This is a genomic window from Lunatimonas sp. (genome assembly GCF_020832325.1).
GTDB lineage: Bacteria > Bacteroidota > Bacteroidia > Cytophagales > Cyclobacteriaceae > Lunatimonas.
Window position 1 is genome coordinate 37,037 of record NZ_JAFIEU010000014.1, and the last position, 21,084, is coordinate 58,120.

Below are 21,084 nucleotides of genomic sequence, written 5' to 3' on the forward strand. Positions count from 1 at the left end.
GGCAATTTCACGTTTTTTGCTCTATGATGCATGTGCATCTTTCGTTAAAAACATAAAACTGTCTTTGCCTAAACCCCAAAAGCTATGAGACCTTTTATTGCTCCCTCTGTATTGGCATCCGACTTTGCGAATCTACAGCAAGAAATAGAGATGATCAATAAATCCGATGCTTCCTATATTCACGTGGATGTGATGGACGGTGTCTTTGTACCGAATATTTCATTGGGCCTTCCCGTAGTGGAAGCCATAAAACGGCATGCTGAGAAGCCGTTGGATGTCCATTTGATGATCATCGACCCAGATAAATATTTAAAGCGGTTCAAAGAAGCTGGTGCATCCCACATCACGGTTCACTACGAAGCCTGCAATCACCTACACCGTACATTGCATGAGATTCGAAGCCTCGATTGCAAAGCCGGTGTGGCACTTAATCCCCATACACCGGTTGAGTTGCTCAAAGATATCATTCACGACGTGGATTTGGTATGCCTGATGTCAGTGAATCCAGGGTTTGGAGGGCAAACATTTATCGAACATACCTACACCAAAATAGAGAATCTGAAAAAGCTTATTGTTCAGACGGGTTCTAAGGCACAGATTGAGATAGACGGGGGGGTAAGTATGGCGAATGCAGCCGCGTTAGTGGAAGCAGGTGCCGATATCTTGGTAGCCGGGAATTTTATATTCACTTCTAAAAATCCAATCGAAACCGTTAATAAACTAAAAAATATTAAGTAAATTCAATATGGAGGATTAAAAATCAACTTTTGGCGTATTTCTTGATGTTTAATTTGTGATAGTAACGGAAAAATCCGAAATTAGTAATCACGTTTAATTAAAAAGGATAGATATATGAAAAAATTACGGTTCTTAGCCCTCCTGTTCGTAGGTTTCATGAGTTTCAGTGCTTTCGCCCAAGACGAGGCGGAGGAAATAACGGAAGAAGAATTGATGAGATTTGCCGTGATGGAAGACTCTGTGATGGCATTTTTCGAGCAGAAAAACGACGAGTTGATTGATCTCATCCGTAACAACGATGTAATTGACGGTGCCGGGAGGTACAATGAGATCAAAGCAGCCTGGGATGATGAGGACAAATTAGCGGAAATTGAAATCACTGACGAAGAGAAAACCGCTTATGAGGAGATTTTGGCGTTTATGAGCTCGGTACAGGATGAGGTTCGTGAGTTTAAGATATACCTGATCAAAAACGACGAGGTGTTGGGTGTAGCTACCTTCAATAAGGTAAATAAAGCCATGAAAGAAAATCCCGAGATAAAAGAAAAAGTAGATACACTTCAGGCTGAACTCAAAGAAAAACGATCTAGTGAGGAAGACGGCGTAAGTGCCGATAGTTGAGATATAGGTATTCAAAAAAGAAACAAAAAAACCCTCTTTTGCAGAGGGTTTTTTTGTTTATATTCGTTACCTAAATAGAAGCTTAAAGCAATCAATTCAGGCTGGGTGAGATATACCTGAAACAGGGAGTTCGTATGGGAAGAAGGAAGAGCAATATTCAATGGATTGTAGTATTTCTGGCAATATGGTTTGTGCTGCCGGTTGCTGCACAAGATGATGATATTTTCGGTATCGAACGAAAGCTTAAAAGTAGAACCAGAAAAAGTGAAAGTGAATTGGGCAACGTCTTTCGAAATGTTATAGGAGGCGTTTCTTTTGAGATTGGCGGGGGTGCTGGCTATCATTCCAATACGATGCGGTTTGGCAGTGAAGAACCGAGCGCTTATCCCATTACCTCAGTAATTACCGAATCTGTCACGGATATCAATCCGGAAGATACATTGGGATTTCGGGGCGGTAATTTCGCTTTCCCCTTTCAGTTGGGCGTCAAGCTAAATTTGTTTGACTTGTTGGAAATCGGTGGGGGATATGGGCGTGAATGGGGAAATATGGATGCATTGCGTCTACAGGACTATCGATTCAATTTTGAAAGCAACACGTATACGTTTGACAAGCTATACGGTTCCGTTGGATTGATACTCTACGATGCGGGAAAACGGCGTTCTTTTTTGAATTACCGTTACCGTAAATACTCTGGATCTAACCATTACATGCAATCTGAGCGCCGCTTGCGTATGCAGCAGGATTATCCATGGCGATTCTTGGTGGATGCAGAATTTGGACAGCTTTTTATAAGGCAGCCCTACGACAGCAGACTGAGTATAGACAAGCCCTTTTATTCAATAGGTTTTAGAATTGAGAAGGAGTTTTCCGAGTACACGAAAATGTTCTTTCGTCCGGCAATCACATTTCGGGAGTTTAGCTATGATCAAGGGTTGGAAAACCTCGAGTTACAGCAGATCAATCAACAATTATTTACCATTCAGGCCGGTGTGGCATTGCGTTTGCCTGCTACCAAACGTTGCAAGGTTCCCGGATGCGGTGTGGTCATGAAGCACCTGCACAACGGTGTGGAATACCGGGGCAGCTCCATATGGAATATGCAGCACCGCAAAGTGGGCCAATGGTAGCGGTTCAGGTTGTATGACCTAGCGGTTTCTTAAAAAGAAACTAATTTAACTGTATGAATATAAATTAAATACCATGGTTTTTTCTTTTAGGTAAAATTATATTTTTCAAAAACCGTCAGTTTTACGTATATTGCCATTTATTATTGAGAATAATTTTGAACATGGCTCAAGGAGAAAACGAGAACATCATACCAATCAATATTGAGGAGGAAATGCGCGGAGCGTACATCGATTATTCGATGTCGGTCATTGTTTCCCGAGCCCTCCCAGATGTCCGAGATGGCTTAAAACCAGTACATAGGCGGATACTTTTTGGAATGCAGGAACTGGGAGTTTCCCACAACAAGCCCTACAAAAAATCCGCTAGAATTGTCGGGGAAGTCCTAGGTAAGTATCACCCACATGGTGACTCGGCTGTGTACGAAACGCTCGTACGGATGGCGCAACCATGGTCCCTCAGGTACCCATTGGTAGACCCTCAGGGTAACTTTGGCTCGATAGACGGGGACAATGCAGCGGCGATGAGGTATACTGAAGCCCGCTTACGCCGTATCGCGGAAGAGCTGCTCATTGATATCAACAAAGAAACCGTAGACTTTCAGCTAAACTTTGACGATAGTTTAAAGGAACCGGTGGTACTCCCGGCCAAAATTCCCGCATTGCTGCTAAATGGAGCTTCTGGAATTGCAGTAGGTATGGCGACCAATATGGCACCCCATAACCTCACCGAGGTGATAAACGGGATCATCGCTTACGTGGATAATCGGGATATTACGGTCGCAGAACTAATGCAGCACATCACGGCCCCTGACTTCCCTACCGGTGGCATCATCTATGGATACAACGGTGTGAAGGCAGCGTTCGAAACCGGCAGAGGACGGATTATCGTAAGGGGTAAAGCCAATGTAGAACAGAAGGACAACGGCAAGGAGATGATCATCATTACCGAGATCCCCTACATGGTCAATAAAGCTGGGATGGTTGAAAAAACTGCCCAACTAATCAATGAGAAAAAATTAGACGGTATTTCGGCCATTCGGGATGAATCGGATAGGCAAGGAATGCGGATTGTATATGAACTGAAAAAGGATGCAGTACCCAATGTGGTATTGAACAACCTGTACAAGCATACCCAACTTCAGACTTCCTTCAGTGTAAACAATGTAGCGCTAGTGAAAGGCAGGCCCTACACGCTCAACCTGAAGGATCTCATAGTGCACTATGTAAACCACCGGCACGAGGTGGTCATTAGGCGTACGGAGTATGAGTTGAAGGAAGCCGAGAAACGGGCGCATATTCTGGAAGGATATCTGATCGCGTTAGACCATTTGGATGAGGTGATTACCCTAATTCGGAATTCCAGAGATCCTGAAACAGCCCGAAACGGATTGATGGAGCGGTTTTCTCTCTCCGAAATACAGGCAAGGGCGATATTGGACATGCGTCTTCACCGACTTACCGGCATGGAGCGGGAGAAAATCCAGAAGGAATACGATGAGCTGATCATGCTTATTGAGGACCTGAAAGATATCCTAGCCAACGAGGATCGAAGAATGGAGATCATCAAAACTGAGTTGGCAGAAATGAGGGACCGGTATGGGGACGAGCGTAGAACTGCCATCGAACACAACGCTGAGGACTTCAACTACGAGGACATGATACCCAATGAAGAGGTGGTCATCACGGTAAGCCATCAGGGGTATATCAAACGCACTGTACTGACAGAATACAAAACGCAAAGTAGGGGAGGGGTAGGTTCTAAAGGAGTATCCACAAAAGAGGATGACTTCACCGAATACCTATTTACAGCAATGACCCACAACTACCTGCTGATCTTTACCGATATGGGTAAGTTGTTCTGGCTGAAGACGTATGGGATTCCCGAAGGAGGAAAAACCTCCAAAGGAAGGCCTATTCAAAACCTTATAAATATAGAAAGTGATGATAAAATCCGCTCTATCATCCAGGTCTCTGACTTGAATGATGCAGATTATATCAACAATAACTATATTGTGATGATAACCAAAAACGGAATCATCAAAAAAACGACCTTGGAGCAATACTCCAGGCCACGGACCAACGGCATCATCGCACTGAACATCCGGGAAGAAGATCAACTGGTGAATGTAGAGCTTACGACCGGAGATTCACACATCGTGATTGCGTCCAGTTCGGGGCGGGCGGTACACTTTCACGAGTCTAATGTGCGACCCATGGGACGAACAGCTACTGGGGTAAAAGCAATCAATTTAGAGGGAGGAAACTACCAGGTAATTGGCATGGTTTGTGTATCCAGAGAGGATGCGACGCTACTTGTTGTTTCCGAAAAGGGATATGGTAAACGCTCCTTCCTATCGGAATATAGAATCACCAACCGAGGAGGAAAAGGTGTGAAGGCGATGAATGTGACCGATAAGACAGGTGGGTTGGTTGCCATCAAGGAAGTGATGGACACCGATGATCTGATGATTATCAACAAGTCGGGCATTGCGATCCGCACCCCGGTTTCCGGTGTACGAGTGATGGGCCGGGCAACCCAGGGAGTGAGGTTGATTCGCTTGAACGACAATGATGAGATTTCATCTATCGAAAAGATCGAAAACATAATGGCAAATCAGCAGGACGGGGATGTGGAACCAGAAAATCCACCCACCGGTGAGGCCTCCCCAGAAGCTACCGAATAAATGAATCAATATCCTTTAAATAGTTAGTTAACCTTAAGAACCAATCGAATTAGATTAAAAACTGCAAACATGAAAAAGTTAATTTTATCATTAGCTTTGGTTGGAATAGCCACTACGCTAGCATTTGGCCAAAAGAAAGTCGTCAAATCCGCTGAAAGAAACATGAAGCGGGGCAACCTGGAGGATGCTTACACGGAAGTCCAATCAGCGCTACAGGATCCCGAAACCGGTGATCTGTCAACCACTTACCTGTTGAAAGGTAAGATTGAGACGATGTTATTTGAAGCGGATTCTTCGAATACTATGCAGACCTTGGACTATGGTCAATCTGCAAAAGAGAGCTTCATGACTACCTTTGAAAAAGAAGGGATGGATTCCACGTCCAAAGTATCGAAGGACTTGTTTAAAGAAGTACTTCCGGATATGCCGGAAAACTTCCAAGGGCAAGGGATCTACAGGCTGAAAAATGCGTCTTTCAACAAGGCAATTGATCGGTACGAGGATGACGATATGGAGATGGCGTTCGAGTTTTTCGCACTTGCGGCAGATTTGGATCCAAAAGACACGTCCATTGTATTTAACGCGGGATACACCGGTAACATGGTGGGAGAGGCCCAACGAGCGAAAAAATACTTTACGTCGTTGCTGGATATTAAGGATTATAACAAGCTAAATGCGTACTACTTCCTTATTCAAATTGCATCTGCCGAAGACAATGATCCTCAAGAGGCATACCGATTGGTATCGCAGGCAAGAGAGACTTATCCAGATGACAAAGGACTGGCAGAATTCGAAATTCAATTACTGCTTCAATTGGATAAGATGGACGAAGCGATGACTTCAATCGAATCTGCCTTGAAGAATGACCCGGAAAACACAGCGATCCTCTTAAGATACGGGTACCTGAAAGAGAAGTCCGGAGATATCGACGGCGCTTTGACTGAGTATAAAAAGACGGTAGCTGTTGATCCTGAGTTCTTTGAAGGAAACTATTATGCCGGTGCCCTATACTTGGAGAAAGCCAGAAACATCATCACGGAAGTAAACAACCTTTCTGACGATGAGTGGGAAGAGAAATCTCCCATCATGGTAAAAGAAGCGGATGATCTTTATGCAGATGCACTCCCTTACTTTACCCGCGCTTCGGAGATGAGACCGGACAACACGGATATCATGGAAATTCTATATCAGATCCATACCCGGTTGAGAAACGAGGCGAAAATTGAAGAGTATAATAAGAAGTTGAGCGATCTGCTCGGTCCTGATTGGATGGAGAGATAAATGCGAATTGCACTCAGATAAAGAAAGGCCCTTGGGAAATTGTTCTCAAGGGCCTTTTTGTTGTAACTCCTCATGTTCTGACGAAAAGGTGCCAACTCGCCGAGGCGCAAGTGTTCTAACGCAATTCTAACGGAAAGCTATCAAGATCTATATCCCATGCCATGGGAAGAAAATATAGGATCAGTAGAAGAATTACAGCAATGGAGACCAAGTTCATCCAAAAACCGGTGCGAATCATGGCTGGTATGGTTAGATATCCCGATCCAAAAACTACTGCATTCGGGGGCGTGGCCACCGGAAGCATAAATGCACAGCTTGCAGCTAAGGTAGCTCCAACCATGAGACCATACGGGTGCACGTTCATGGCTAATGCCACTGCAGATAGAATGGGCAGCAACATGGAAGCTGTCGCCACATTGGAAGTGATTTCCGTCAGGAAGTTGACTGCAGCAACTATTAGTAGTAGGAACAACCAAAAACTTACATCCTGTAGCAAGACAAACTGTTTTCCTATCCACTGTGCCAATCCGGTCTGCTGAAAACCGATGGCTAGTGCCAATCCACCACCAAAAAGGATCAGTATGCCCCAAGGGATCTTTTCTGCTACCTTCCAATTCAACAATCGCTGATCCTTTGGGCCACCCGACGGTAGTACGAAAAGCAACAGAACACCGATAAGAGCTATCAGGGTATCATCCAAAACTGGAATTAGCTTCTGCAACAAAAAAGATCGACTGATCCAGGCCACAGAAACGGCCATGAAAACGTATAAAACACGCTTTTCCTCGCGGGTGATGCTACCCAGTGCCTTTAGCTGCTGTAAGATTTCCTCTTTGCCACCGGTGGTGTGTCGGGCTAGAGAAAGATCAAATGCCACGTTGACCAAAAAATACCAGCAAACGATAAGTAGGACGATGGCTACGGGTAGTCCGACCATCATCCACTCACTGAACCCTATTTCGACACCATAGGTTTGCTTAATCACTCCGACCAGGATGATGTTGGTAGGTGTTCCGATGATTGTTGCCATTCCCCCTATACTGGCCGAATAAGCAATCCCCAGCATCAAGGCGCGGCCAACAGTTGTCTCCGTATAGTTGGGGTCCATCAATTGGCTTCCCATTTGGGTAATGACGGCTATGGCTATGGGCAGCATCATGAGTGAGGTAGCTGTATTTGAAATCCACATGGAAAGAAATCCTGTTGCCAGCATAAAACCAAAAATGATGCGCTTCATATCTGTGCCCATAAAGGCGATAATAGTAAGTGCTATCCGTTTGTGCAGATTCCAACGCTCTATGGTCACTGCGATCATAAAGCCACCCATGTATAAGAGTACCATCGGATCCGAATAGGCTACCGAGGTCTCTTTAATACCTAGAATTCCGGTCACCGGAAATAACACGAGGGGCAGTAGGGCAGTAGCAGCGATGGGAATGGCTTCGGTGATCCACCAAACAGCAATCCAGGCAGTTACGGCGATCAGTGAGACTCCCTCGGCAGAAAGATCGGTTGGTTTTACAAACAATAGAATTGCAAAGAAAAGGAGAGGCCCTACTAAAAGCCCGATTTGAGATATTTTCATGATGGTTTAAAAAATAAGGTTAATTACTTTTATTGAAAAATCAAAGACAAAGGTTACGGAACTTTTCAGTGCCAACCACATAATTTGCTTTGGAAAAGACTGGATTTTATTCTACTATTGACATTGATCTAACCAGTAACAGCTAATTTCAGGTAAGTACAGGATAGTATTACCCTGAAAATGTCGCTAATTGAGAAGATTAATTTTAGGCGGACAAAATAGCGTCTAACTACTTACCGTCGAATTATAATAAGTTAATTATCTAACACCGCAACACACCAACAGATGAAATCGAGCTTGACGTAGCCGTCACACACTGGGATGCCCCGATAGCTATCGGGGCAACCATGCGACCTGCCTGCCGCAGGCAGAGATTCCATCTGACCAATAAAAAACAATTAAAAACACATGAAAACACGAAATAACCTGGCCAGGGGATTGGCTTTTCTGCTCCTCGCTGCCTTGATGTTCAGTTGTGGTCCGGAAGAGGAAACCTTGGATCTCAGAAAGGGTCAGCACATTATGTTGATCGGTAACAACTTGGGATCCAGAATGATGGACTATGGGCTTTTTGAAACCGAAATGCATGTGCGCTATCCTGACTCACTTTTGTATATCCGAAATATGTGCGATCCTGGAGACACACCTGGATTTAGAGCTCACTCGGGTAGAAATACACCATGGGCATTTCCCGGGGCTGAAAAATTTCAGACTGAGCTAGCGACACCTTCCGGGAGTGAAGGCCACTTGGAATATCCCGACGAATGGCTGACAAACCACAAAGCGGATGTGATAGTGGGCTTCTTTGGCTATAACGAGAGCTTTGGTGGCTTGGATGCGCTGGAAATGTGGAAGGAAGAATTACAGGCATTTATCGATCATACCAAAGGGCAGAGTTATAACGGAAGCCTTCCTCCTCAGTTGGCCTTGGTCTCTCCGATCGCTTTTGAAGATCTGTCAGCCATGTACGACCTGCCAAACGGTGTAACGGAAAACGCGAATATAAAGCTGTATACGGATGCCATGAAAGAAGTGGCAGAGAGAAATCAGGTATTCTTTGTAGATGCCTTCGAGCCCTCCAAGAAATGGTATGACTCCAGCAAAGAGCCGTTGACGATAGACGGGTTTCAATTGAATGAGGAAGGCTATAAAAAGTTTTCTGTTTTCTTAGCAGATAAGCTTTTTGGTAAAAATAAAGCGAGGGCAGAGAAGCACCGGGCAGCCATACACCAGGCCGTGATGGAAAAAAACTGGATGTGGCATAACGACTACAAAATACCCAACGGGGTACACGTCTTTGGTCGTAGATACAATCCATTTGGTCCAGATAACTATCCCTACGAGTTGGAGAAGATTCGGCAGATGACGGCCAACAGGGACCAAGCCATTTGGTCTGCGAATAAAGGTGAAAAGTTTGATCTAGTGGCCGCAGACGCCGGCACCCGCGAATTGCCTGAAATTGAAACCAATTATAATCCCGAGCGCAACGGTAACCTGGAATACCTGTATGGTCAGGATGCCCTAGATCAAATCCACGTGCCCGAAGGGTACAAGTTGGAGTTGTTCGCTTCCGAGGTGGAATTTCCCGATCTGGCAAACCCCGTTCAGATGACCTTTGACAACAAAGGTAGACTTTGGGTAGCCGTCATGCCCAGCTATCCCCATTACAAGCCCGGAGATCCAAAGCCAAACGATAAGATTCTAATCTTGGAAGATACGAACGGAGATGGGAAAGCAGACAAACAAACGGTTTTTGCCGACGGCCTACACCTTCCCATTGGGCTGGAAATCGCTCCTGAGGGAGTCTATGTGTCTCAAGGAATCAACCTGATTATTCTGAAGGACCTCGACGGCGATGACCGTGCCGACACCAAGGAAATTTTACTGAGCGGTTTTGACGACCACGATACCCACCACAACATCAGCGCCTTTGTAGCAGACCCCTCTGGGGCGATCTACATGGGTGAGGGGGTGTTTTTGCATACCAATGTGGAAACGGCCTATGGCCCTGTACGTGCTACGAATGGAGGCTTTTACCGCTATAACCCAGCCAGAAAGCATTTGGAGCGCACAGCTCAATTGCCTATACCAAATCCCTGGGGGATTGCATTTGATGATTGGGGCCAAAATTTCTTTGCCGAAACCTCCGGTCCGGATGTGCGTTGGATGATGCCGGGTTCGGTAAAACCACGCTATGGGGTGGCCACCCACAAAGGGTTTAACCTGATCGAAGATGCCCATCGGGTAAGGCCTACCTCAGGACTTGAATTTGTATCCAGCCGTCATTTTCCAGATGAGCATCAGGGAGATTTGCTAATCAATAACACCATTGGTTTCTTGGGAATGAAACAACATGCTATCGAAGACGACGGTACCGGCTACCACAGCCGTCACCGATTGGATTTGGTAAAAAGCGATGATCGTAATTTCCGGCCAGTAGATATGGAATTCGCACCAGATGGATCATTGTATTTCATCGACTGGCACAATATCCTTGTGGGCCACATGCAGCACAACGCAAGGGATCCACTAAGGGACCACGTGCACGGGAGGGTTTACCGCATTACGTACCCATCCCGTCCATTGGTAACACCTCCCAAAATCCACGGGGCCTCCATAGATGAATTGCTGGAAAACCTAAAATTACCTGAATTTAGGGCGCGCTATCGCACGAGGTCCGAACTAAGGGGCCGAAATGCCAATGAGGTAACCGCCAAGATAAAGACATGGGTTAGCAACCTGGACAAAAACGATCCGAAGTACGACCATTATGTATTGGAGGCGCTTTGGGTATCCTGGGGGCTCAACAAGGTGGATCAAGATCTACTCAAGCAAATGCTAAACTCGAAGGACTTCCGAGCACGTGCAGCTGCCGCCAGAATCCTAAGGTACACCGGACACCAAGTACCGGATCAAATCGAGCTATTAAAGCAGGCAGCGGCAGACGAACATGGAAGAGTTCGTTTGGAAGCAATCGTGGCTGCTTCTTGGTTAGATAAAGACAGCGGCCTGGAGATCCTGCAGGTAGCTAACGAACACCCAAAAGACGACTGGATGATCAAAGCATTTGAGACATCGTTGGCGCATTTAAACGGGTTCTCGGTCAGTGAGGTGACTATTAGTGCCAGTGGCAGCATAGAATTTAAGAGTAAGACACCGGACACGCCGGCCGAAGCACCCAAAGCAGTAAACAATCTTTCGGGAGCAGAAATGGCACTATACGAAAAAGGAAAAGTGATTTATGGTAAAGAGGGCTTTTGCATCACCTGCCATCAAGAAGATGGCAAAGGACTGGCAGCTTCCGGATTTCCTCCGCTGGCAGGTACGCGTTGGGTGACCGGCAGTGAAGAGCGTCTGATAAAAATCATCCTAAACGGTTTGATGGGACCCATAGAGGTATTGGGCAAATCCTACCCGGGTCAGGTACCTATGACGCCGTATGGTGGCATGTTGAACGACGAAGACATCGCATCGGTAGCCACCTATGTGAGGAACTCGTTTGGAAACAATGCTACGCCCATTTCCCCCGCCAAAGTGAAAGAGGTCCGTGAAGCGACCAAAGGAAAATCGGGCTTCTATTCGCCCACAGAGTTGCTGCAACAGCATCCTTTGGAGAACAAAAACACCCAAACGGCCAGTCGTTAGAAGGGTTTAGATTTACTAAAAAATGCAAAGAGCTGCTTCATGGATGAGGCAGCTCTTTGTGGTTTATACTATCTGAGTGATCTATCGGCTTGCTTCCGGGTACTCGTCAATCACTTTACCTTGCTCATTAATCATTAGGAAATGCTGGTGTGGGCCGTGCAGGGTGACAATAATCGCAGAATTCTCTTGTGCTGACTTCTGGAGGTACCAAACCTCTTCCGGTGTTTTGGGATTTCGTTTGGAAACACCCCAAGAACCGTCACCAATATATACGATGCCATTCGGATCCACCTGGTCACCACGGATTGGGAAGGTTCGCTTATAGGTATGGTCATCATTTTCTAGGGCAACCCGAACCCCATACTGCTCGAATAGGGGGACCCAATTGCGTAGCACTTCTTCCGACCAAAATTGGTTTCGCTTGCCTCCCGGCTGTACCCTCGACGAGGGGTAGGCAGGTTTGTGGTACACGGGTAGGAGATGGGGGACATGTGTTCTATTGGCCAATACCTGCTTTAGCCAAGCGGTCTGTGTACCGCTGATCAGATTGCTGTGCGAACTGTCCAGGATAATCAAGGAAAGGTAATTGCCAAAGTCCAACACGCCATAGCCTGGCTGTCCGGGAAAGGCAAACAACCGGTAAAAAAAGGGGCCTTTGGCCAAGCGCGACTCGTCGGTAGCTTCCTCCATGAGACCTTGCCTAACCTTGGCAATGAATCCGGGCATGCCAGATTCTTTGTTGTCAATCTGAGACTCCGATCCGGGGTAGTGATGGTCTAGCACATCGTGGTTGCCGATTCCTACCAAAATGGGAACCACCCGGCCTTCCGAGCTTATTAGGTCCGTTTTGACACGGTCAAACCACCTGTGCCACAGCTCCACATTTTCCGCGAGTCCGTTTGCATAGGCCAAATCCCCACCCCAGACAATAAAATCCAAGTCATAGCGTATGACAGCCTGGTTCATTTGCCGAAACATATCTCCGTGGGAGGTATCGCCTCCCGCCGCAAACCGAACCGGCTGGAAATTATGCAATGGCAAGGTGCGGAAGGAGTATATGCGATCGTAACCCTTGAACCTAAATTCATAGGTGGAGTAGGGGGTCAATTGATCCAGTTCGACCCTATGGATGGTACGGTCGCTATGTGGGAATGGAAACTGCATACCAGTGGCGTCCTCCCACTCACCTCCGAGCGGTCTGACCTGAAGCAGGGATTCGCTTGGTTCAGAAGGGTCGGTATGCCAGTCAATCGTGATGGTCGTACAGGGATCTTGCTGCCAGGTCAGGAAAATCCCCTTGGGCTCGTTCTGAGCTGCAGAAACCAGGAAAAGAAGGAACAGCAGTAGATGGGTAAGCAAAAGGCGTCTATAAACCATTTGGAAGGAAGCTATCATAAGGGAAAAGAATTGGTCTTACAAGTATACCCAATAATCGCCGGAATGGCCTATTTGGGGGAATAATTAGATGTGAGATGTTAGACGTTAGATGTTAGACATAAGACGTTAGACATAAGACATAAGACGTTAGACATAAGATTTAAGATTAACGGTATTAACGATTCCACATCCTTTCCAAAACCATGAATCCGATTCGATCCTACCATGATAAACGCAACCCAATATATCGCCGAAGGCATATATCACGAAGTATATATCGCGAAGCATATATCCTTTAAATATCGCCGAAGGCATATTTAAAGAAGTGTATATCGAGAAGCATTCGCCCCCCCATATAATACAAAGGGTAGAGGTGCGATTATACTACGCTGCTTTTTGCGGGATGGGTGGGAATATCCTTTCCATCAAGACCACGTAAGGAACCGACAAAAGTACGGAAATCATGAAATAGGGGAGGTTGAAAGTTGGCCAGTTTAGATTTAAAATCAGGTAAAAGATGGTAAAGAACAATAGAAAACCTAAAAACAACTTCAGCGAAAAACGGGTGGTTGTGCCCATTTGAATAAATGGGTAACATATCGACACGACTAGAGGAGTCGCAAAAAGGATAAGTTTATCTCCGAGTAGACTGGTTAAATCCGAGTGGAATGTAATAACGGCAGCAATTAATATAAAATTTAGGCCTAGTTTACAAAATAGGTTTTTTTTCATAATCTAATATTTTTAGTCGAGAAGCCTATATTTTGTCAATATAAGCTCGCTCGACAACACTCTATTTATTAATCAGCGACTATTTGACGCTGGACCATTACCTTTTGATAGGTGTCCTCTACCTGGCGATCTACCGAATTTAGGAAACCTGCATACACTCTCCCAAACCATTTCCAAACCGAGCCTCCGCCATATATCTTTACGCATTCGATCTTACTTAGCTCCTTCATATCTAACTTCGTTAAAACCTGTATTGAAATCATTTTTTACTGAGGTCCATCCTTCTGTGATTAATTCAACTGCAGCAGTTGACGCTAAGGTTATCGTAATCCATTTAGTACCAGCCCATATAATAGGCCAAACTCCGCCAACAATCTCCTGCATTTCCTCAGAGTTTAATTCTCTAAATTTGTCCATAATATAATTAATTTTTCCTGTTTTCCCAACCTTTGCCGGGCATTGGGTTTTCCCAATCTCAATCATTCCAATCTCGTTGGCTATCATAGAGAATTGCTGACCGATCATGGTTTAAAATAACCGTTTTTCCGTCTAAAAAATTAGACGCTCGCAACAATTTTCCACCTTTCCGGCAAATATTTTTCTCGATTCTTCCAACCCTAATATATGAATGGAAACGCCAATCGAAATGCCATCACAATTCTCAAAAACAAACGAATTGATCCGCTTAGAATACCGGATTTTTGCACCTTCATCTTTTAGTTCGTCCAGCATTAAATACAACTTGGCACGACTTACCCCAAGTCTACTCGCCAATTCATCTGGACTTCCGGTGCGCTCTTCTTTAATTAGCTTGCTTAGTAGCTGAAATCGCTCGATTTGTTTGATAAATTCCATAGTTTTTGGTTATTATTGGTTTACAGGTCTATGATAGATAATATAGCTATTCTATGGAAAAAACTTTATCAATGAAGAACAAACTGTTTTCGAACCATATCATGGTACTTTCCTCCTTTTGCGAGTAACTCGGAATGCGTACCTTCTTCGATGAGTTTACCCTTATCCAGGACATAAAGCCTGTCAAAATCCTGCACTGTGGCTAAACGGTGGGTTATGAAAATCACCGTCTTACCCTCTTTTGCTAACACTCGGACGGTTTGCTGAACAAATTGCTCGGAACTTGGATCCAATGAGGCGGTTGCTTCGTCGAGAATCAGGACTTCAGGATCCCGATATAGCGCCCTAGCAATGGCAATCCGCTGCTTTTGACCTCCCGAAAGTGAAGCCCCGTTTTCGCCCAGATAGGTGCCAAAGCCATTAGGAAGATTTTCAATAAAATCCATCATGCCGAGTTTATTACAGATGTGAACAATCTTTTGTATGTCAGGTTGGTAATCCCCTAAGGCAATGTTTTCCAGTACATTGCCGGCAAATAGGTCAATACGCTGTGGCACGACAGAGACGATTTGTCTTAAACTGGCGTTAGCGATAAACTTGATATCGTATTCACCGATGTAAATATTGCCTGATTGCAAGGGATAGAGATTTTGCAGAAGTGATACCAGCGTGCTTTTCCCTGAGCCACTTTCACCTATCACTCCAGACACCTTTCCTTTCGGGAAAACCAAATCCAAATCCTCAAAGACGTTGGCTCTCGAGCCATATCGAAAATTCACACCCTTGAAGCGAATGTCTCCTACTTGTTCTTTTTTGATTGGGAAGGTATCTTCCCCAGTTTCAACGTCCAAGTCCATGATTTCAAATAGTCTATCCGCAGCTATTAAAGCGTTTTGGATAGTTTTGTTCATTCCTATTAAGCCGGAAACAGGTCCAGTCAAATAGCCCGTAAGTGCATAAAACGACATTAACTCCCCGGGCGTGATTTCGTTTTTTAATACATACCCTGCACCAACCCATAGTAAAACAATCGTAAACACTCTTGAAATGGTTTCTGAGGAAGTCCCAGAAAAGATGTTATTCAGTCCTGATTGATATACCGTTTTGAGTAGGGAAACAAATCGTATTTCTGTCTTTATATTGGCATGGTCTTCAGCCCCAAAACGCTTTATAGTTCCCGCTGCAGTGATAGATTCAACAAGTTGGGACTCCAGCTCGGCAGATTCTTCCATCAATCTGCGCTCTATTTTCTTATTTAATCTGTTTGTGATCAAATATAGGACGGCATAAAAGGGTATGACCAGCAACATGACCAAGGCCAATTTCCAATAGAATGTAAACATCAACGCGAATGAGAAAACGACAATGAACAGGTTGACCAAGAATCCTATAGAGACATCGTTGATGAACGCCCTGATTTTTACGGCATCGTTAATTCGGGAAATAATTTCCCCCACGCGCATGGTATCAAAAAATCTCTGGGGAAGGCTGAGCAAGTGTTTATAGTAACCTAAGATCAAGCGAGCATCTATTCGCTGGCCTACTTTGATGACAAACAGCGTTTGAAAGACCCCAATAACAATCTGGATTATAAGCAAAACAATCATTGTGACCGAAAGGAGATTAAGCAAATTCACATTTCTTCCTATAAAAACATGGTCGATGATCTTTTGTACGTAAATAGAAGTGGATAGACCTAAAACAGTATAAATAATGGCTCCAATGAGTGACTGAAACATTACCCGTCGATGGGGACTTACCAAAAACCAAAACCTATTCCAAGTGCTCACTTTTTGGTTGATAGCTCTGAATTCATCGTTGGGCATCAGTAAAACCAAAACACCCGTCCACATTTCCTTGAAGGAATCGGAGCTCACTTTGTGTAGTTGGCCATCTCCAGGATCCATGTATTCGACTGTCCTGTCAGACACCTTATACAATACCACGTAATGATGCAAAACCTTATTTACAATCACGTGTGCTATCACCGGCATAGGAACTTGAATGAGTGCATCAAAGTCGCCCCTTACACCCTTAGCGGAAAAGCCCATTTTAGTTGCCGCTTCGATCAAGCCAAGGATGTTTGTTCCCTTTTGGTCTGTGGAAGCCATTTGCCTTATTCTTGCGACCGGCATCTCCAGTTTGAAATGCGCAGCAACCGAGGCCAAACACGCTGCACCGCAATCGGTTATATCTCTTTGCTTTATCTTGATTCCCATGATGAAAAGAGTTTAGATGGCAATTGAACTTGCGGATTTATCCAATTATTGACTTTGTCATAAAGTAGCTGAAATAGGGACCTTCTTGCGATGACAAACCGAGCGTTGAAAGTCATTCCTTTTTTTATGTATCCTGATTGGCCACTGGGAAGCGTTAAGTAAGGGGCGTCCAGTAAACAAGTGACCAAATACCCAGCTTCTCGTTCATTTAAAACGGTGAGGTCGTCCGCGATATCAATTACTTTCCCTTTCGCAACTCCCCATTGGTTATAGTTGTAGGCATCTATTTGAAAACTGACTTCCTGTTCCGTATCAATAAAAGCAATGTCGATGGGTGAAATATATGTGACAGCAATAATCGTTGTGTCAGGAGAGATCTCAGCTAATTTTTGCTGGGGATGAACAAAATCACCTTCGTTTAAATTTTGGACATTGATGAGTGTTCCATTGGTACCCGCTATGATTTTAAACTGATCCATCTGTTCGGTTAACACTTCCAGTTGACTTTTTAGGCGGATACTCTCGTTCTGGTAATTGACTAAGTCCTGCCCCCATAAATTTACCTGGTGCTTTTCAAGCATTGCGAGTTGTGTCAATGCCTGTTTGTATTGCACCTCTACATTGTCAAATTCAGCAAAAGCAACAGACTCACTCTCGAACAAGATCTTCGCACGCTCATAATCACGAGTTAATTTCTCCAGCGTTGCTGTCTGATTGGAAACTTTGGCTTCAAATTCTAGAAAGGATGCTTGATAGAATTTGGATTTTAGGTCTAGTAGGGGAGTGCTGGTCTCATTTTTATGTGAAAGTAAAAGACTACGCAAATCGGACATAAAATCGTCGATCAGATTTAACCTTTCCTTAATACCTTTGATTTCGAGTTGTACCTGTTCACTTCTCACAACCGCGAGGATATCACCTTTACGGACCTTTTGGTTTTCATAAACATTCCATTTCTCCAATCGTCCGGCAACAGAACTGGTCAAGGTGTTTCGTTGAAGCGCTGATTGAAGGGTACCTCTCGACAGTACTGCAACATCCACAAAAATAAATGGCAACGCTACCATCATCGATATAAATGTGCCTAAAAGGATTAAATAGATAATATTAGACTTGACGCTAATTCTAGATTCGTATACCTCGATAGAATGGTTAACGACTGTTGCGGGAAAAATCTTTTGATAGCTCATAGGTTAGCTGCTTTATAAAACCTAACTAAGACATCGCATCAAAGTATTATTCTGTAAAATTATCCCTCCCCACTGAAAAAAAATTTCAGTGGGCGAAAAATATGCTTATTTTGAATCGGAGTTGGGTCTGATTTTTACGAGGAGTGAGATTCGTCAGAGTAGGCTGTGGCTGATCCATACTTTAATTGGTAAGCATGGAATGGCTCCTCATTTCTTTGCTTTACATCGCCTTCAAAGATTATCCAGGCTCCCAGTAGGTAGTATAGAATGTCTCCGATATCAAAGGTTCCGATTATTTCTGGGTAGAACAAAGAAAGAATTTCCTGGACCACGAAAATGGTAATAGCTCCCTTAGCATTTTGTAACGCTTCGGTTTTTCCCTTAAATGGTGGGGTCACAAGGGTGTATACTAACCATATTGAAAAGCTGCTACCTTTATGGATATTCCGGTGATGCTGACCCCCCAATCCAGCCATACTGACCCCCTCTGGATTTGAGGTTTTTGGAACTTAGTAGCCTGACAAAGTTACATATTTTTTCTTCTTCTGCTTTCTCCCCTCAATTCTATCCGGTGGGAGGTGTGAATCAACCTGTCAAGGATGGCATCGGCAATGGTTTCTTCCCCGATTACCTCATACCAACTTGCCACGGGAAGCTGACTGGCGATCACCGTCGATTTTCTCCCATGGCGGTCTTCTATCAACTCCAGCAGATCGAGCCGGTGTTGTTGTTCCATGTGGGTCAGTCCAAAGTCATCCAGGATCAACAGGTCTGTTTTGCCTAATTTGTCCAACAGTTTGATGATCGAACCGTCGGCCCGGCTCATTTTCGTTTTCAGCAGCAGCTTTTGGAGGTTGTAATAGGCTACGCTGTATCCCTGCCCGCAGGCCTGGTTTCCAAGTGCCGATACCAAAAAGCTTTTGCCGCATCCCGTAGCCCCGGTGACCAGTACCGATTCTCCCTCACGGATGTAATTGCCCCGTGCAAGTTGCGTGATCACCGTCTTGTCCATACCCCGGCTGCTCTCGGTCTGCAGTTCCTCGACGGAGGCTTGGTACCGGAATCCGGCACCTTTCCGCAGGCGTTCAAAACGGCGGTGGGTACGCTCCTCCTGCTCAGACTGCAGCAGCATCTCCAATCCTTCGGATAGGTTCAGCTCCAGGTGCTTTCTGGTCTCTGTTAGGGTCTGCCAGCATTGGTCCATGCCATGCAGGCGCAATTGGCCGAGTTGTGTTTTGATGTCCATAGTTTATGGTTTAAAGTTGATGTTGAGTTGTTTTTCGTAGTAATCCTTACCCCTGACGTTGCCATGCCCGGGAAGCGGTTTTTGTGGATCCGCGGATTGCTGGTCCACCATGTTGTTGTCCAGGACGTTGCGGACGAAACGGTAGGAATAGTATTTGTATTCCAGGGCTATTTTGCATGCTTTGTCGGCTTTCTCAGCACCTATTTTGCGGTAGATGTCCAGTAACCCGTCACAGTTGCCGTAGAGCTGCTCCGGGTGGCGGTCCCGGGTAAACAGCTTACCGATAAGTTCATGCAGGATGGGAGAGACTCCTTTGGCTTTGTCGAGGTAATATCCGGGGCTGCGTTTCAGGTAATGTTGGTGATGTGAGCACAGGTGGTTGGCCACGGTGGTATAACCGCCCTCCCGGCTGTCCCTGGCATGTGCGCCTATCTGGTTACCCTGATGGTAGATCCGTACCATCGAGCGGGAGTAGATAACTTTGACTGTTTCCCCGATATACCGGTAGGGGACGCTGTAGTAGTGGCTGTCCTCGGAGAGCTTTATATGGTTGTTTTGCCGTACTTTATATTCCTTATAAAACTTGATCTCAAAGCTTTCCTTGGGCAGTGGGGCCAACAGGGGCTTTTCGTCGGCAAGAAAGCGTTCTTCCCTACTGAAGGGTTTTTCCTGCATCCGGGTCTGGTTGTGCCGGAGCATCTTTTCGGCAACCGCCTCATTGAGTGCGTGCAGGCTGAAAAACTGCTGGTTGCGCAACCGGGCATAGACGCGGGAGTAGATGATTTTTACCTGGTTTTCGACCAGTGCCTTGTCCTTTGGCCTTGCCACGCGGGCGGGCAACACGTTGGTGCCGTAGTGGTTGGCAAGATCCTCCAGTGCCTGGTTAATACTTGGCTCATAACGGTCGGTTTTGACTATTGCCGACTTGAGATTGTCCGGTACGAGCAGGGCGGGAACTCCCCCCAGAAACTCAAGACAGCAGATCAGCGCATGGATAAAATCGGCTATCTTCTGCGACGGCACGGCCAACGCGAAGCCGTAATCCGAATAGGGCAGGCAGGCGACGAATACCTGGCACCCGATCACTTCCCCGCTGCTCCTGTCGATGTAGGAGAGCGTCTTGCCCGCATAATCGATGAACAGCTTGTCGGCGGGTTCGTGATGCAGGACCATCGATGGCTTTCCGGCACGGATATGCTGGTAAAGGTGGTGGCAGAACTGGCTCCGTCCGTATCCGTTGGGCTGTTCCTTATGGTATTCTTCCCAAAGCAGCTGTTTGGTGACGCCGGTTTTGTCCAGCTCCCGGGCATAGTAGTCCAGTTTGTCCTTGAGATACTGGTACCGGGTATCCTTGTAGGCGGGATTGCCTGCGTGGAACTTTGCTTCCAGTACGGGGTCTTCCAGTGCCAGAAGGGAGGCGACTGGCCAGTTTTCCTGCCCTACGCGCTGCAGGTATGCCTTCACGGTGTTTTTGCTTATTTCCAGCTCCCGGGCTATGGTTTTGATCTTCCAGCCCTCTTGGTGTAATCGAAGTAATTGTTTGATCTGACTCATGCGTTTTGGTTTTCCAGCCATCTGAAGTTCTGTTTAACGGTTTGGTAAAACCGCTAATTAACCAAAATCCATTTAGGGGGGTCAGCATACTCCGGATTATAGACCTGGGGGGTCAACATGCTCCGGATTATTCAAAACGAAGGGGTCAGCATCTGCCGGATTGGCAGCTACTTTTTCACTATTTTTATGTCTCCGGATCGGGGGGTCAGCTTAGTCCGGAATATCCA

At 45.6% G+C, this 21,084-nt stretch carries 17 protein-coding genes; 7 read left to right on the forward strand and 10 right to left on the reverse strand.

Features of this window, described 5'->3' with window-relative positions:
- The first annotated feature begins 84 nt into the window (after nucleotides 1-84).
- The 5 genes from rpe to JJU34_RS05300 all read left to right on the forward strand — a co-directional run bounded on the left by rpe (nucleotide 85) and on the right by JJU34_RS05300 (nucleotide 6,454).
- Nucleotides 85-738: a ribulose-phosphate 3-epimerase gene (gene rpe / locus JJU34_RS05280; RefSeq protein ID WP_228691285.1), complete on the forward strand. Its 654-nt coding sequence runs from the start codon at nucleotides 85-87 to the stop codon at nucleotides 736-738.
- 114 nt (nucleotides 739-852) lie between these two features.
- Nucleotides 853-1,359 (forward strand): hypothetical protein, encoded by a 507-nt coding sequence (locus JJU34_RS05285; RefSeq protein ID WP_228691286.1) that lies wholly within the window; start codon nucleotides 853-855, stop codon nucleotides 1,357-1,359.
- 134 nt (nucleotides 1,360-1,493) lie between these two features.
- Entirely contained in the window at nucleotides 1,494-2,489 is a 996-nt protein-coding gene (locus JJU34_RS05290) for a hypothetical protein (protein ID WP_228691287.1), read from the forward strand.
- Between the two features lie 161 nt (nucleotides 2,490-2,650).
- The gene (gene gyrA, locus JJU34_RS05295; RefSeq protein WP_228691288.1) at nucleotides 2,651-5,173 is read left to right on the forward strand and encodes a DNA gyrase subunit A; all 2,523 of its coding nucleotides are present in this window, start codon (nucleotides 2,651-2,653) and stop codon (nucleotides 5,171-5,173) included.
- A 69-nt stretch (nucleotides 5,174-5,242) separates the two neighbouring features.
- Nucleotides 5,243-6,454, forward strand: coding sequence for a tetratricopeptide repeat protein (locus tag JJU34_RS05300; RefSeq protein ID WP_228691289.1), 1,212 nt, complete (start codon nucleotides 5,243-5,245; stop codon nucleotides 6,452-6,454).
- Nucleotides 6,455-6,569: 115 nt separating this feature from the next.
- Here the strand turns inward: JJU34_RS05300 and JJU34_RS05305 are convergent, their stop codons facing one another.
- Nucleotides 6,570-8,039: an SLC13 family permease gene (locus JJU34_RS05305; protein ID WP_228691290.1), complete on the reverse strand. Its 1,470-nt coding sequence runs from the start codon at nucleotides 8,037-8,039 to the stop codon at nucleotides 6,570-6,572.
- A gap of 465 nt (nucleotides 8,040-8,504) precedes the next feature.
- On the opposite strand from JJU34_RS05305, the gene JJU34_RS05310 reads away from it, so the two are divergent.
- Nucleotides 8,505-11,684, forward strand: a complete 3,180-nt coding sequence (locus tag JJU34_RS05310; protein ID WP_228691303.1) for a PVC-type heme-binding CxxCH protein — start codon at nucleotides 8,505-8,507, stop codon at nucleotides 11,682-11,684.
- 81 nt (nucleotides 11,685-11,765) lie between these two features.
- Here the strand turns inward: JJU34_RS05310 and JJU34_RS05315 are convergent, their stop codons facing one another.
- The 9 genes from JJU34_RS05315 to istA form a co-directional block, all read right to left on the reverse strand.
- A complete protein-coding gene (locus JJU34_RS05315; protein WP_228691291.1) occupies nucleotides 11,766-13,079 on the reverse strand; it encodes a metallophosphoesterase family protein in 1,314 nt (437 codons plus the stop codon).
- A gap of 782 nt (nucleotides 13,080-13,861) precedes the next feature.
- Nucleotides 13,862-14,023 (reverse strand): hypothetical protein, encoded by a 162-nt coding sequence (locus tag JJU34_RS05320; RefSeq protein ID WP_228691292.1) that lies wholly within the window; start codon nucleotides 14,021-14,023, stop codon nucleotides 13,862-13,864.
- Nucleotides 14,007-14,318 (reverse strand): class IIb bacteriocin, lactobin A/cerein 7B family, encoded by a 312-nt coding sequence (locus JJU34_RS05325; RefSeq protein WP_228691293.1) that lies wholly within the window; start codon nucleotides 14,316-14,318, stop codon nucleotides 14,007-14,009. Before JJU34_RS05325 ends, JJU34_RS05320 begins: the two co-directional genes overlap by 17 nt.
- 24 nt (nucleotides 14,319-14,342) lie before the next feature.
- A complete protein-coding gene (locus JJU34_RS05330) occupies nucleotides 14,343-14,648 on the reverse strand; it encodes an HTH domain-containing protein (RefSeq protein ID WP_228691294.1) in 306 nt (101 codons plus the stop codon).
- Nucleotides 14,649-14,716: 68 nt separating this feature from the next.
- A complete protein-coding gene (locus JJU34_RS05335) occupies nucleotides 14,717-16,867 on the reverse strand; it encodes a peptidase domain-containing ABC transporter (RefSeq protein ID WP_228691295.1) in 2,151 nt (716 codons plus the stop codon).
- On the reverse strand, nucleotides 16,852-18,057 hold the full coding sequence (locus JJU34_RS05340) for an HlyD family efflux transporter periplasmic adaptor subunit (protein WP_228691296.1): 1,206 nt from the start codon (nucleotides 18,055-18,057) through the stop codon (nucleotides 16,852-16,854). Before JJU34_RS05340 ends, JJU34_RS05335 begins: the two co-directional genes overlap by 16 nt.
- Nucleotides 18,058-18,191: 134 nt before the next feature.
- Nucleotides 18,192-18,533, reverse strand: a complete 342-nt coding sequence (locus tag JJU34_RS05345; RefSeq protein WP_228691297.1) for a hypothetical protein — start codon at nucleotides 18,531-18,533, stop codon at nucleotides 18,192-18,194.
- A 50-nt stretch (nucleotides 18,534-18,583) separates the two neighbouring features.
- Nucleotides 18,584-19,303 (reverse strand): IS21-like element helper ATPase IstB, encoded by a 720-nt coding sequence (gene istB, locus JJU34_RS05350; protein WP_228691298.1) that lies wholly within the window; start codon nucleotides 19,301-19,303, stop codon nucleotides 18,584-18,586.
- Between the two features lie 3 nt (nucleotides 19,304-19,306).
- Nucleotides 19,307-20,857 (reverse strand): IS21 family transposase, encoded by a 1,551-nt coding sequence (gene istA, locus JJU34_RS05355; RefSeq protein WP_301005328.1) that lies wholly within the window; start codon nucleotides 20,855-20,857, stop codon nucleotides 19,307-19,309.
- A 41-nt stretch (nucleotides 20,858-20,898) separates the two neighbouring features.
- Here istA and JJU34_RS05360 point away from each other — a divergent pair.
- Nucleotides 20,899-21,084 (forward strand): hypothetical protein (locus tag JJU34_RS05360; protein ID WP_228691300.1); only part of this gene is annotated, 186 nt, incomplete at its 3' end.

Bases quoted from the DNA above. Each gene is read 5' to 3' on its own strand.
- istA (WP_301005328.1), bottom strand. From the start codon at position 20,857: ATGAGTCAGATCAAACAATTACTTCGATTACACCAAGAGGGCTGGAAG.
- JJU34_RS05345 (WP_228691297.1), bottom strand. From the start codon at position 18,533: ATGGCTGGATTGGGGGGTCAGCATCACCGGAATATCCATAAAGGTAGC.
- gyrA (WP_228691288.1), top strand. From the start codon at position 2,651: ATGGCTCAAGGAGAAAACGAGAACATCATACCAATCAATATTGAGGAG.
- rpe (WP_228691285.1), top strand. From the start codon at position 85: ATGAGACCTTTTATTGCTCCCTCTGTATTGGCATCCGACTTTGCGAAT.
- JJU34_RS05335 (WP_228691295.1), bottom strand. From the start codon at position 16,867: ATGGGAATCAAGATAAAGCAAAGAGATATAACCGATTGCGGTGCAGCG.
- JJU34_RS05340 (WP_228691296.1), bottom strand. From the start codon at position 18,057: ATGAGCTATCAAAAGATTTTTCCCGCAACAGTCGTTAACCATTCTATC.
- JJU34_RS05285 (WP_228691286.1), top strand. From the start codon at position 853: ATGAAAAAATTACGGTTCTTAGCCCTCCTGTTCGTAGGTTTCATGAGT.
- JJU34_RS05300 (WP_228691289.1), top strand. From the start codon at position 5,243: ATGAAAAAGTTAATTTTATCATTAGCTTTGGTTGGAATAGCCACTACG.
- JJU34_RS05325 (WP_228691293.1), bottom strand. From the start codon at position 14,318: ATGATCGGTCAGCAATTCTCTATGATAGCCAACGAGATTGGAATGATT.
- JJU34_RS05290 (WP_228691287.1), top strand. From the start codon at position 1,494: ATGGGAAGAAGGAAGAGCAATATTCAATGGATTGTAGTATTTCTGGCA.
- JJU34_RS05320 (WP_228691292.1), bottom strand. From the start codon at position 14,023: ATGAAGGAGCTAAGTAAGATCGAATGCGTAAAGATATATGGCGGAGGC.
- JJU34_RS05315 (WP_228691291.1), bottom strand. From the start codon at position 13,079: ATGATAGCTTCCTTCCAAATGGTTTATAGACGCCTTTTGCTTACCCAT.
- JJU34_RS05310 (WP_228691303.1), top strand. From the start codon at position 8,505: ATGTTCAGTTGTGGTCCGGAAGAGGAAACCTTGGATCTCAGAAAGGGT.
- JJU34_RS05305 (WP_228691290.1), bottom strand. From the start codon at position 8,039: ATGAAAATATCTCAAATCGGGCTTTTAGTAGGGCCTCTCCTTTTCTTT.
- istB (WP_228691298.1), bottom strand. From the start codon at position 19,303: ATGGACATCAAAACACAACTCGGCCAATTGCGCCTGCATGGCATGGAC.
- JJU34_RS05330 (WP_228691294.1), bottom strand. From the start codon at position 14,648: ATGGAATTTATCAAACAAATCGAGCGATTTCAGCTACTAAGCAAGCTA.